Below are 12,845 nucleotides of genomic sequence, written 5' to 3'. Positions count from 1 at the left end.
TCTATCAGGAGCGGTGATGTTGCTATCTTCTGAATTCTGACAATTATTTACCAGGTTTTATAAGCCTTCTTACTGAGAAGAGAATTATAATACCTTTTATCTCTAGTTACCTCCTTTCCTAACCAGGCTGGTTTTTCAAATTTTTCTTCTTCTGAATTTAATTCCACCTCGGCTATTATGAGACCCTCATTCCTTCCATGAAAATGATCTACTTCAAAAATATGAGTTCCCTGTTTTATCAAATAACGGGTTTTATCTATAACATCGGGTTCAGCTAACTTCATGAGTTCACGGGCATCATCTATAGAAATTTCCTTCTCCCACTCAAATCGGCTTAGCCCGCTCTCTGAAGATTTACCTTTTATAGTCAGATATGCATTTTCTCCCTTTGTTCTCACCCTTACGGTGCGTTCGGGATGGGAATTTAAATATGCCTGCGTTATCCTTTCACTTTTGTACGACTCCTTTTTATAATCTTCAGAGGTGACTAAAAACTTTCTTTCTATTTCCATATTCATTATTCTCCGGCCAGTTTTGCAATTTCCGCAATTTCATCAGATTCAATTCTTGTGGTATGGTATCCGTCATCTGCCAAATACAACATAGCGCCAGCTATTTCTTCAGCAGAAATAGATTTATACTTCCTTAAGGGGCCTTTCAAAAATGGATTAATAAACTTAATTATACCACTAGCAACTTTCTCCCCGTTACGATTTTCTTCACGATCGCCAACTATTAAGGAGGGTTTGAAAATGTATGTTTTCCTGATGTTACATTGCAGTACATCCCGCTCCATTTTACCTTTAACTCTATTATAAAAAATCTTGCTCCGAGGATTTGATCCCATTGCCGAAACCACCATAAAACAAGATATATTGTTGGCCTCACATAATTTTGCAGCCGTCACTGGTATTCCATAATCTATAGCTTTATACTTTTGCTTATCAGGAGTTTTGCTTTTAGTAGTCCCAATACAGCAGAAAACCTCATCGGCCTTAAATTCTTCCGCATAATTTTCCAGCTCAAGCAGGTTGATTAAATGTTCTTCAATTTTCACATCGCGTACATGGGAAGGGCTTCTGGAGAAAAGAATGATTTTTCCATAATTCTTATTTTCCCGCAATTTACGGAGCAGCTTACCCCCAGTAAGGCCTGTGGCACCCAAAACGATCGCAGTCTTTTGTTTCATATACAGATGATTTTCCATCTCTTATAGATTAAAGATATTATAAATTTGCATTGTGGAAAACCATCGCAAAATAATTCATATAGACATGGATGCCTTTTACGCTTCCGTAGAGCAACTGGATAATCCGGAACTTAGGGGAAAGGCTATTGCAGTTGGTGGAAGTTCCCAGAGAGGTGTGGTAAGTGCTGCAAGTTACGAAGCACGGAAATTTGGGGTACGAAGTGCTATGAGCAGCGTAATTGCCAAAAAAAATTGTCCACATCTAATATTTGTAAAGGCACGTTTTGACAGGTACAGGGAAATTTCCCAACGTATACGGGAAATTTTTTTAGAATATACAGATCTTGTAGAGCCACTTTCCCTGGATGAAGCTTATTTAGATGTTACACAAAATAAAAAAGGAAATCCCAGCGCTACTCTTGTGGCAAGAGAAATAAGAGATAAAATAAAAGATAAAACAGGACTTAATGCTTCGGCAGGTATTTCTATTAATAAATTTATAGCAAAAATTGCCAGCGACTACAATAAACCTAATGGCCAAAAAACGGTAAACCCTGAGGACGTGGAAGAATTCCTGGAGAATCTGGATATCAGGAAGTTTCATGGCGTGGGAAAAGTAACCGCCGACAAAATGTACAGATTAGGCATTTTTACCGGTAAAGACCTAAAACAAAAATCAGCTGAATACCTTTCAGAACACTTTGGTAAAAGTGGTAATTATTATCACAACGTAGTACGGGGAATTCATTTAAGTGAGGTTAAACCAAACAGAATAAGAAAATCCCTTGGAGCAGAAAGAACCTTCAGCGAAAATATTTCTTCGGAAATTTTTATGCTGGAACGCCTGGAGAATATTGCAGAAGAGATAGAGCGCCGGCTTCAGAAAAGCAAAGTCGCCGGGAAAACCGTCACCCTGAAGATCAAGTACAGTGATTTTAGCCTGCAAACAAGGAGTAAAACTATTTCATATTTTATATCCAGTAAGGAGCTTATTCTTGAGCAGGCCAAGATGCTGCTATATCAGGAAAAAATGAAAAATTCTGTTAGATTACTTGGGATTTCCCTCTCTAATTTAAATACCGATAAAACCGAACTAAAAAAAGAAGCAAAAAAGAAAATTGAGGTGCAACTGAGATTTGAATTCTAATCTTTCGTTATAAATTGAAAAGGTCTAAAGAATATATTTTATTTCCCTGAATTCTCATTCATTCAGAACAATGGTTTTAGCTCTTTAGACCTTTTCTTACAGGTAATAAGATTTCTACTGAATCTCAGAAACCCTAAGGGTATTCACCATTCCTTTATCTGAAATTGGCATTGCTGCCAGGTTAATGGTAAAATCTCCCGGTTGTACAAATTTGTTTTCTTTTGCCATTACATTAATATCTTCAATGGTTTCATCTGTACTGGTATACTTATCGTAATAAAATGCCTTAACTCCCCATAAAAGGCTTAACTGGGAGAGAATCCTTTGATTAGAAGTAAATACAAGAATATGAGATTCGGGTCTCCAGGCCGAAATCTGGAACGCGGTATAACCACTATTGGTAAGTGTGCAAATTGCTTTTGCATTAATCTCATTGGCCATATGCGCGGCATGATAACAAACTGCTTTGGTAATATACCTTTTGGTACGCACATGTGGCGGATCGTGTGGCACCTTAATAAGAGGCGAATTTTCCACGCTTTCCAGAATCTGACACATTTTTTCTATTACCTGTACGGGATACTGCCCAACTGAAGTTTCCCCACTAAGCATAACAGCATCTGCGCCGTCCATAACAGAATTTGCCACATCATTAACCTCGGCTCTTGTAGGCGTAAGACTGGAAATCATGGTTTCCATCATTTGAGTGGCGATAATTACAGGAATACGGGCTTTTTTGGCAACTAAAACCAGTTTTTTCTGAATTAGTGGGACTTCCTGAGCCGGAATCTCAACTCCCAGGTCACCACGGGCAACCATTAATCCATCACAATACGCAACAATTTTCTCTATGTTCTGAACCCCTTCAGGTTTCTCAATTTTTGCAACAATAGGGATTTTATGTTTGCTGTGCTCCTGTATTAAGTTCTGAAGTTCAATTAAATCTTCCGCATGACGCACAAAAGAAAGTGCCATCCAGTCCACCTCCATTTCACAGGCGAAAATGGCATCTTTTACATCCTTTTCAGTTAAAGCGGGAAGGGAAATTTTGGTATTTGGAAGGTTAACCCCTTTTTTAGATTTTAAAGGACCTCCCTGTATTACTTTTGTCTTTACTTCATTTTCCCTGTTGGTGCTTACCACTTCAAAAATAAGCTTCCCGTCATCAAGAAGAATACGCTCTCCCGGGTTTACATCCTGTGGAAAGGTATCGTAGTTCATATAAACTCTTTCTGCAGTGCCTTTAAACTCTTCGCCGGTTGCAAAAATTATTTCATCACCTTTAGAAACCACTACCTCCTCTTTCATAGTACCTACTCTAAGTTTAGGACCCTGAAGGTCTCCGAGAATGGCAGCATTAAAATTATGCTCTTTATTTAAATTACGGATCATGGCGACCCGCTCTCTCACATCATCATAATCTGCATGAGAAAAATTTATTCTGAAGACGTTCACTCCGGCCTGGAGCATGTCGAATAAAACTTCTTTAGTACTTGTAGCAGGTCCAAGGGTTGCTACAATTTTAGTCTTTTTATTTGTTGGCATTATTCAAAAATTAAATTTTCCTTCGATTTTAGATTTTCAACGTCTATACTGTACGCGGCAAGTACCTGCGGAATATTATAGACGATATTCACCAATTTTGTAAAATTTTGATCCTGTACATCTTCTCCTATTTTAAGAAAATAATCTACCTTCTTATACTCCGGAATGAGCTGCATCTCAAGTGGCCGTACTTCTTCCTCATCAAAGAGAGAGCCGGAACTTAGCACCTTTTTTGGCTTACCTTTGTATTTATTGCAGACAAGATGATACGTACAGTGGGTTTTGGGATCTTTTGAAGTAAACAAAGCATACATGGCCTGGACAGCTTTATAATTAAAGTCTACATCACGCCTGGCTCTTTTTAATTGCAGATTTAAATGTTTGTTCAATAAATAAGCCATTCTGAATTCTTCAACAGAACTGTAAATAGCCACCAATTTAAAGCTGTCTTCCTCTACTTCATCCAACAACATTTTATGCGCCTGCATAACCTCAATACTTTAGGCTAAAGATAAAATAAGAATGCTAAAAAGCAGGAAGAACAGCTTATAATTTTGCCATTTTTCTACGAAAACGTTATAGTTTCCGCTAAATTCGCAAAATTATTTCATTTTATTTTGAAGTGCATAATAAGCCCTCTTGCAAGCCTTTTCTTCAGCCTTCTTTTTTGAAGTTGCTCTGGCTTTTGCCACAACCCGGTCATCAATACGAAGTTTTACCGCAAAATGTTTAAGTTCATCATTGCCGGTATCTTCATAAACTTCAAAGTCAAAGTCTTTTTTTTGCTTCTGGCACCACTCAATTAAAAGGCTCTTATAGCTTATAACCTTGCCCTCCAGCTGCTCGATATCAACATAAGGCTCTATTACCCGTTCAAAAATAAACCTGCGGCAGTATTTATAACCACGGTCAAGATAGATGGCACCAACAAGGGCTTCAAACAAATTTCCGTGTATATTTACCCCAAACTGATCTTTAGGAATATTAGTTTGAACAAAAGATATTAACTTAAGGTCTTTCCCAAGTTCATTCAAGTGTTTCCGGCTTACCACTTTAGACCTCATTTTAGTGAGGTAGCCCTCATTCCCTCCAGGCACTGCCCTAAATAGATGAGACGCAATTACCGCACTAAGCATGGCATCCCCCAGAAACTCCATCCGCTCGTAATTTACCGCATTCCCCTCTTCATCCTTTATATTAAGGGAGCGATGGGTAAAAGCTTTTTTATAATGGGAAATCTCTTTTGGGCGGAAACCCAAAATCTTATGTATATCAGCAAAAAAATTCCCGCCTTTGGAAGAGCGGGAATTTAATATATTGTGAATAACACTCATTTTAAGAAGTTATTCCTGAAATTTTTTGAATAAAACGCAGGCATTATGCCCTCCAAAACCAAACGTATTGCTCATCACAACGTTTACCTCCCGTTCCTGGGCTTTGTTTAAGGTCAAATTCAATTCAGGATCAATATTCTCATCCGGATTTTCATGATTTATGGTTGGAGGCACTAAGCTGTACTTCATAGAAAGAATAGCCGAAATGGCTTCTATAGCACCGGCAGCTCCCAATAAATGCCCGGTCATTGACTTTGTTGAATTGATATTGATGTTTTTTGCATGCTCACCAAAAACCTTACTTATAGCTTTTAATTCGGCTACATCTCCCAGGGGAGTTGAAGTTCCGTGAGTATTTATGGCATCAACATCTCCGGGGTTCATACCGGCATTCCTTAAACAGTTTTCCATTACGGCAACAACCCCATTTCCATCGGGATGCGGTGCCGTCATATGGTAAGCGTCTGAAGATAAACCTCCGCCCAAAACTTCAGCATAGATTTTTGCACCTCTGGCTTTCGCATGTTCATACTCTTCCAATATAAGTGCCCCGGCACCTTCTCCAAGAACAAAACCATCCCTTTCAGCATCAAAAGGTCTTGAGGCAGTTTCGGGATTTTCATTTCTGGTGGAAAGGGCATGCATGGCATTAAAACCTCCCATACCTGCAATAGTTACTGCTGCTTCAGATCCACCGGATACAATAACATCGCTATACCCTAACCTTATATTATTAAGCGCATCTATCATTGCATTGGCAGAAGATGCACAGGCAGAAACCGTGGTGTAATTAGCACCCATAAACCCATGACGAATGGAAATATTACCGGGGGCAATATCTGCGATCATCTTGGGAATAAAAAATGGATTAAATCTAGGACTTCCGTCTCCTTCAGCAAAATTAATTACTTCATCCTGAAAAGTTTCCAGGCCACCAATTCCAGCTCCCCAAATTACACCCACGCGGTATTTATCTACAACATTAAGATCCAATCCGGAGTCTTTTATGGCTTCATCTGAAGCTACTATCGCATATTGGGCGAACCTGTCCAGCCTTCTTACTTCTTTGCGGTCAAAGTAATCTAAAGGATTGAAATTTTTGAGTTCACAAGCGAATTTGGTTTTGAACTTTTCGGTATTGAAGTAAGTGATAGGTGCACTACCACTTTTTCCACTCACCAATCCATTCCAATATTCTTCAATATTGTTACCAACGGGGGTTAGTGCTCCCAATCCCGTTACTACAACTCGCTTTAACTCCATACGGTTTTTTGCTTTTTATTTTTTCGCGTCTTCAATATAAGAAATTGCCTGACCAACAGTTGCTATATTTTCTGCCTGGTCATCTGGAATCTGAATGTCAAATTCTTTTTCAAACTCCATGATCAATTCCACTGTATCTAATGAATCAGCACCCAAGTCGTTGGTGAAGCTGGCTTCGTTTACAACTTCGTTTTCGTCAACACCTAATTTGTCCACGATAATCGCTTTTACTCTTGATGCAATGTCTGACATAATATTTTTGTTTTAATTTTGATTAGGTGGCAAAAATAAAAAACTTTATTTTAAAACCGATTTTTACTTTAAAAATGTGAATCTAATTTACATAAAATCACTGAAACCGATTAAATTTACATCCTAATTATTGTTAACAAACTCATTTTGAGCACTCAGCCACATAAAAAACAAAAAAAGATTGTAATCTTCGCTTCCGGCTCCGGAACAAATACTGAAAATATCATAAAATATTTTCGGAATTCCCCTGCAACCCGCGTGGTAGCAGTGTTTTCCAATAGGAAATCGGCAGGTGTGTTAAAAAAAGCACACCATCTTGATGTAAAAGCGCTTCATTTTGATCGTGATTCTTTCTACTATTCCAATGAAGTTCTTTATGTGCTGAAAGATATTAACCCCGACCTTATAGTGTTAGCAGGTTTTCTTTGGGTAGTGCCGGAAAACATTATTCGGAAGTTTCCCAACAAAATTATTAATATTCATCCTGCACTTTTACCAAACTACGGCGGTAAAGGAATGTACGGCGATAAAGTTCACCAGGCAATTATTGAAAATAAAGAAAAAGAGAGCGGTATCACTATTCATTATGTAAATGAAAAATATGATGAAGGGAAAATTGTTTTTCAAACTACTGTTGCCATTGAGCCTACAGACACTCCAGAAATCCTTGCTGAAAAAATTCATGCTCTTGAATACAGCCATTTCCCGAAAATAATTGAAGAACTCCTGGAAAAAGAAAAATAGTGCAGCAACCACAGGTTCATATTTATACAGATGGTGCCGCAAGAGGAAATCCCGGGCCGGGGGGTTATGGGATTGTAATGGAGTGGGTTGGAAAACCTTACCGCAAAGAATTTTCTAAAGGCTATAAACACACCACCAATAACAGAATGGAGTTAATGGCCGTAATTGAAGCCCTGAAAAAACTTAAAAAGCTTGGACTGGAGATTCTTATATTCACAGATTCCAAATATGTTGTAGATTCCGTAGAAAAGAAATGGGTGTTAGGCTGGGAGAAAAAAAACTTCAGGGATCGGAAGAATGCTGATCTTTGGATAGAATTTCTTAAAGAATACCGCAAGCACAAGGTGAAGTTTCAATGGATTAAAGGCCACAATAATCATCCTCAAAATGAACGCTGTGATGCACTTGCCGTGGCGGCTTCTAAAGAAAAAAGATTACTTATTGACGAAGGCTTTCAGGAAACATGATCTGAAAATTGCCAATTTCTGTTTTAGGTTTATCTCTTGAAAAACAAACTGTATATTTGCAGCGAATTTTAAATCCCGTTATGAGTAAATTATTAATTGTAGGCACTGTTGCCTTTGATGCTATTGAAACACCATTTGGTAAAACCGATAAAATCCTTGGAGGCGCAGCCACTTATATTGGTCTCTCTGCTTCACATTTTGATGCGAACAGCGCTATTGTTTCTATTATAGGCGATGATTTTCCACAGGAATACCTTGATCTCTTTCAAAAAAACAACATTAATATTGAAGGTATTGAACTTGTAAAAGGAGGAAAAACTTTCTTTTGGAGCGGGCGTTATCATAACGATTTAAATTCAAGAGACACCCTTGAAACACAACTGAATGTACTGGCAGATTTCCAGCCGGTGGTACCTGAAAAATACAAGGATTCAGAATTTGTCATGTTGGGCAATCTACACCCACTTGTACAACTTAGCGTGCTCGAGCAGGTTAAAAATCCTAAACTGGTGGTGCTGGATACAATGAATTTCTGGATGGACAATACCCTGGAAGATCTGAAAAAGGTTATTTCTAAAGTAGATGTAATTACTATAAATGATGAGGAAGCAAGACAGCTGTCCGGCGAGTACTCTTTAGTAAAAGCTGCCAGAAAGATCGAAAAAATGGGCCCCAGATATGTAGTTATTAAAAAAGGAGAGCACGGTGCCTTGTTGTTTCATGAAGAGGAAATCTTTTTTGCCCCTGCCCTGCCACTGGAAGAAGTGTTTGATCCTACAGGAGCGGGAGATACTTTTGCAGGAGGCTTTATTGGGTATTTAGCCAAAACTGAAGACATCTCTTTTGAAAACATGAAGAATGCCGTTATTTATGCTTCTAACCTGGCATCTTTTTGTGTAGAGAAATTTGGTACTGAGCGGATGCAGGAACTTTCTAAAGAAGATGTTCATTCGCGGCTTAGGGAATTCAGCAAACTTACCCAGTTTGAAATAGAAACAACTTAAAATTTTGCCCTGTAATTTCAGGGCTTTTTTTGTGACCAAACTTATAACCATTAACACGGTAATTATATATTTATGAGTGATGCCCTTAAACACGAATGTGGAATTGCACATATTCGCCTTCTAAAACCATTAGAGTTTTATAAGGAAAAATACGGCAGTGCATTTTATGGAGTTAATAAAATGTACCTGATGATGGAGAAACAGCATAACCGCGGGCAGGATGGTGCCGGTTTTGCCAGTATTAAGCTAAATACCGCTCCGGGCGAAAGATACATCAGCAGGGTAAGATCTAACCAGGCACAGCCAATTCAGGATATCTTTGAGCAAATTAATCAAAGGATCAACGATGAAATTAAGGAAAACCCTGAATATGCCGATGACGTGGCCCTTCAGAAAAAATATATCCCCTACCTGGGAGAAGTTTTTCTTGGCCATGTGCGCTACGGAACTTTCGGCAAAAACAGCATAGAAAGTGTTCATCCATTTTTGAGGCAGAATAACTGGATGCACAGGAATTTGATTGTGGCCGGGAATTTTAACATGACAAATGTAAACAAGCTTTTCAACAATCTTGTTGAACTTGGACAACACCCAAAGGAAAAGGCCGATACGGTAACCGTAATGGAAAAGATCGGGCACTTTTTAGATTCTGAAGTACGCAAGTTGTATAAAAAATTAAAGAAAGAAGGTTATAATAAACAACAGGCTTCCCCTCATATTGCCGAGCAATTGAATGTTGCAAAAATTCTCAGAAAATCTTCTAAAAACTGGGATGGAGGTTATGCCATGGCCGGACTTATGGGACATGGTGATTCCTTTGTACTCAGGGACCCGGCAGGTATTCGCCCTACATATTATTATAAAGACGATGAAGTTGTGGTGGTGGCTTCTGAAAGGCCGGTAATCCAGACGGTTTTTAATGTAAAGTTTGAAGATGTACAGGAATTAGAACCGGGACATGCCATTATAACTAAAAAGAATGGCAATGTATCTATTCAGCAAATCATTAAGCCCCTGGAAAGAAAAGCCTGTTCTTTTGAACGTATTTATTTTTCCCGTGGTAGCGATGCTGAAATTTATAAGGAAAGAAAAATGCTGGGTCAGCTCTTAATGCCCGATGTATTAAAGTCAATTGATCACGACACCCAGAATACTGTTTTTTCTTTTATTCCCAATACTGCTGAAACTTCTTTCTACGGAATGGTAGAAGCAGCCCAGGATGAACTCAGTAAGCAAAAAAACGAGGCTATTTTAGCTGAAAAAGAATCCCTCACCGATGCCCGGCTTCAGGAAATTCTATCTCACAGGCTCAGAACTGAAAAGATCGCAATTAAAGATGTAAAGCTGCGTACATTTATTACCGAAGACAGCAGCCGTGATGATCTGGTTGCCCATGTTTACGATGTAACTTACGGCGTGGTAAGACCTGAAGACAATTTGGTTATTATAGATGATAGCATTGTAAGAGGCACCACGCTAAAGAAAAGTATCGTAAAAATGCTGGACCGCCTTTATCCAAAACAGATTGTAGTAGTATCTTCTGCACCTCAGATACGTTATCCCGATTGCTACGGAATTGATATGGCCCGGCTTGAGGATTTAGTTGCATTTAGGGCAGCTCTGGAATTACACAAAGAAAATGATACTTATAGCATTGTAGAAGAGGTGTATTCCAAATGCATGGATCAGGTAGACCTGGAAGATACCGAAGTTCAAAATTTTGTAAAGGAAATTTATGAACCTTTTACAGATAGCCAATTATCAGATAAAATAGCTGAATTGATTAGTGAACCAACTGTAACAGCTAAAGTAAAGGTGATTTATCAAACAGTGGATAACTTACACAAAGCATGTCCTAAAAACCTCGGGGATTGGTATTTTACCGGAAACTATCCCACACCAGGAGGAAACAGGGTGGTTAACAGGGCTTTTATTAACTTCTATGAAGGAACAACAGGCCGTGCTTATTAGACAATATGCACTTTAACTAATTTATAAGTAGTTAGTCTATATTAGTTGGTTACATGTTTTTTCTTATCTACATTAGACTTGCCATAACATAAGTAGGTTAAGTTTATGGTAGATTTGGGGCAAAAAAAGGTGGAGTTTTCTCCGCCTTTTTTTATATCCATACTTTTCTGGATTCATTGATATTATATATGAATATCCGGAGAACCGTAAAATGATGTTTAAAATCTTTTCCTGTTCAAAATTCTTAGTACTCGACACGAGAGACCTCACAGGTTTTTTAAACCTGTGAGGTCTGGTGCTCGATGTATATTTCTGATAATCTGAATAAATACGGACATTCAAAATATTATATACCGGTTTAAAGAAGACAAAACACTTTAACTAATTTACATGCGGTTCATCTAAAAAATTAATTTTATACTAACTTTCTTTCTATCTTGGTACCACCATAAACATAAGTAGGTTAAGTTCATGGTAGATTTGGGGCAAAAAAGGTGGAGTTTTTCTCCGCCTTTTTTATTTATAAAATTCCAGGTGAAATTTCTCTTTTCATATACCTTTTCCTTCAAATTTTTAACCAAGTGTACTAAAAATGGTAGTTTAGCTACTAATCATGCGCTTTAGCTAAAAAATGAATTTTATATAATCTTTCTGCTTACATTAGTACTACCATAGCATAAGTAGGTTAAGTTCATGGTAGATTTGGGGCAAAAAGGTGGAGTTCTTCTCCGCCTTTTTTTATGCTTTGATGTTCCTTAAGAATATAAACCTCAGCTTCAATAACCTGATTATAGATCCTAACTCATTTACCTATCCAGTTTCCCATACTGATTTAAAATTATATTTTAGCTCTTTTAAAATTTGCACACGCTCACACCCCGTTTTCTTTTTACGTCCAATTAATAGGGCTTCGCTGTCCAATGCCACTCACCTGGTAAACCTTATATTACCCTTCTGTTCGTAAAATCATAGATTTGCTTTAAGCTTCCTATCAGATTCCACATCACCATAGACAGCCTTGCCCTCAGCTAGGATTCCAACTGGCTGGCTCTTCCAGGACTACTCACCTGATTGATATATAATTAGCGTAATGCACATAAAAAAGGCTGCTTTTTTTCAAAAGCAGCCTTTTAAACTCTAACAATTAATAATATCTATTTTTCTTTTGCGTAGCGACTGCCAACTTCTTTCCAATCTATAACATTGAAAAAGGCTTGAATATACTCAGGTCTTTTATTTTGATAATTCAGGTAATAAGCATGCTCCCAAACATCCAATCCTAATATTGGAGTACCTCCGCAGCCAATTTCAGGCATTATAGGATTATCCTGATTTGCAGTTGAACAAATTTCAAGCTTTCCACCTTCCTGTACACATAACCAGGCCCAACCAGATCCAAATTGTCCTGCAGCTGCTTTTGCAAACTCCTCTTTAAAGGCTTCAAAAGAACCAAATTTGCTATCTATAGCTTTAGCAAGTTCTCCTTCCGGCTTTCCACCACCATCTGGCGACATAATTTCCCAGAACAAATTGTGATTATAATATCCACCGCCATTATTTCTAACAGCTTTATTGGAAAGATCAAGATTCTTCAATATATTTTCGATGGTCTTTCCTTCAAGGTCAGAACCTTCTATAGCAGCATTCAACTTTTTTGTGTAACCGGCATGGTGTTTATCATGGTGAACTTCCATGGTCTTTGCATCAATATGTGGTTCCAGCGCATCAAAGGCGTAATTCAGTTTCGGTAACTCAAATGCCATAATATTATTATTTTTAGTGATTAGTATTTTATCTTTCCCTCAAATTTAGGAATAAAGGCTTTTACAGGAAACATTTTATTGTTATAAAATCCTTAAAAGCTATGGCTCAAAAGGAATCTCTGATATTTTATAATTAAATTATGCGATTCTTACCTAAAGAAAAAAC

Annotated in this window: 13 protein-coding genes; 5 read left to right on the top strand and 8 right to left on the bottom strand. The window is 37.9% G+C overall.

Annotation, left to right across the window (positions count from 1 at the left end):
- Positions 1–47: 47 nt before the first annotated feature.
- Both RM539_RS07390 and RM539_RS07385 read right to left on the bottom strand, forming a co-directional pair.
- Complete coding sequence (locus tag RM539_RS07390; protein ID WP_311502747.1) at positions 48–518, bottom strand: CYTH domain-containing protein; 471 nt, start codon at positions 516–518, stop codon at positions 48–50.
- On the bottom strand, positions 518–1,189 hold the full coding sequence (locus tag RM539_RS07385) for an NAD(P)H-binding protein (protein ID WP_311502746.1): 672 nt from the start codon (positions 1,187–1,189) through the stop codon (positions 518–520). The genes RM539_RS07390 and RM539_RS07385 overlap by 1 nt, the downstream gene beginning before the upstream one ends.
- 52 nt (positions 1,190–1,241) lie before the next feature.
- Between RM539_RS07385 and dinB the strand changes: the two genes are divergently transcribed.
- Positions 1,242–2,336: a DNA polymerase IV gene (gene dinB / locus RM539_RS07380; protein ID WP_311502745.1), complete on the top strand. Its 1,095-nt coding sequence runs from the start codon at positions 1,242–1,244 to the stop codon at positions 2,334–2,336.
- A gap of 114 nt (positions 2,337–2,450) precedes the next feature.
- On the opposite strand, the gene pyk is transcribed toward dinB, so the two are convergent.
- From pyk to RM539_RS07355, 5 genes are all read right to left on the bottom strand, one after another.
- Positions 2,451–3,881, bottom strand: coding sequence for a pyruvate kinase (gene pyk, locus RM539_RS07375; RefSeq protein ID WP_311502744.1), 1,431 nt, complete (start codon positions 3,879–3,881; stop codon positions 2,451–2,453).
- On the bottom strand, positions 3,881–4,369 hold the full coding sequence (locus RM539_RS07370) for an IPExxxVDY family protein (RefSeq protein ID WP_311502743.1): 489 nt from the start codon (positions 4,367–4,369) through the stop codon (positions 3,881–3,883). The genes pyk and RM539_RS07370 overlap by 1 nt, the downstream gene beginning before the upstream one ends.
- 114 nt (positions 4,370–4,483) lie before the next feature.
- Entirely contained in the window at positions 4,484–5,215 is a 732-nt protein-coding gene (gene rnc / locus RM539_RS07365) for a ribonuclease III (protein ID WP_311502742.1), read from the bottom strand.
- 9 nt (positions 5,216–5,224) lie between these two features.
- Complete coding sequence (gene fabF, locus RM539_RS07360) at positions 5,225–6,478, bottom strand: beta-ketoacyl-ACP synthase II (protein ID WP_311502741.1); 1,254 nt, start codon at positions 6,476–6,478, stop codon at positions 5,225–5,227.
- 15 nt (positions 6,479–6,493) lie between these two features.
- A complete protein-coding gene (locus RM539_RS07355) occupies positions 6,494–6,730 on the bottom strand; it encodes an acyl carrier protein (protein ID WP_013069791.1) in 237 nt (78 codons plus the stop codon).
- A gap of 147 nt (positions 6,731–6,877) precedes the next feature.
- On the opposite strand from RM539_RS07355, the gene purN reads away from it, so the two are divergent.
- The 4 genes from purN to RM539_RS07335 all read left to right on the top strand — a co-directional run bounded on the left by purN (position 6,878) and on the right by RM539_RS07335 (position 10,916).
- On the top strand, positions 6,878–7,474 hold the full coding sequence (purN, locus tag RM539_RS07350) for a phosphoribosylglycinamide formyltransferase (RefSeq protein WP_311502740.1): 597 nt from the start codon (positions 6,878–6,880) through the stop codon (positions 7,472–7,474).
- A complete protein-coding gene (gene rnhA, locus RM539_RS07345; protein WP_311502739.1) occupies positions 7,474–7,941 on the top strand; it encodes a ribonuclease HI in 468 nt (155 codons plus the stop codon). The genes purN and rnhA overlap by 1 nt, the downstream gene beginning before the upstream one ends.
- Before the next feature lie 80 nt (positions 7,942–8,021).
- Positions 8,022–8,945 carry a PfkB family carbohydrate kinase gene (locus RM539_RS07340; RefSeq protein ID WP_311502738.1) on the top strand — a complete coding sequence of 308 codons (924 nt, stop codon included), beginning with the start codon at positions 8,022–8,024 and terminating at the stop codon, positions 8,943–8,945.
- Positions 8,946–9,017: 72 nt separating this feature from the next.
- A complete protein-coding gene (locus RM539_RS07335; protein ID WP_311502737.1) occupies positions 9,018–10,916 on the top strand; it encodes an amidophosphoribosyltransferase in 1,899 nt (632 codons plus the stop codon).
- 1,154 nt (positions 10,917–12,070) lie between these two features.
- On the opposite strand, the gene RM539_RS07330 is transcribed toward RM539_RS07335, so the two are convergent.
- Complete coding sequence (locus RM539_RS07330) at positions 12,071–12,679, bottom strand: superoxide dismutase (RefSeq protein ID WP_311502736.1); 609 nt, start codon at positions 12,677–12,679, stop codon at positions 12,071–12,073.
- Positions 12,680–12,845: the final 166 nt, after the last annotated feature.

It is taken from the genome of Autumnicola musiva, from assembly GCF_031846585.1.
In the GTDB taxonomy this organism is placed as follows: domain Bacteria; phylum Bacteroidota; class Bacteroidia; order Flavobacteriales; family Flavobacteriaceae; genus Autumnicola; species Autumnicola musiva.
The sequence above is the reverse complement of the archived record's forward strand: the minus strand, read 5'-3'. Positions and strand labels throughout refer to the sequence as shown.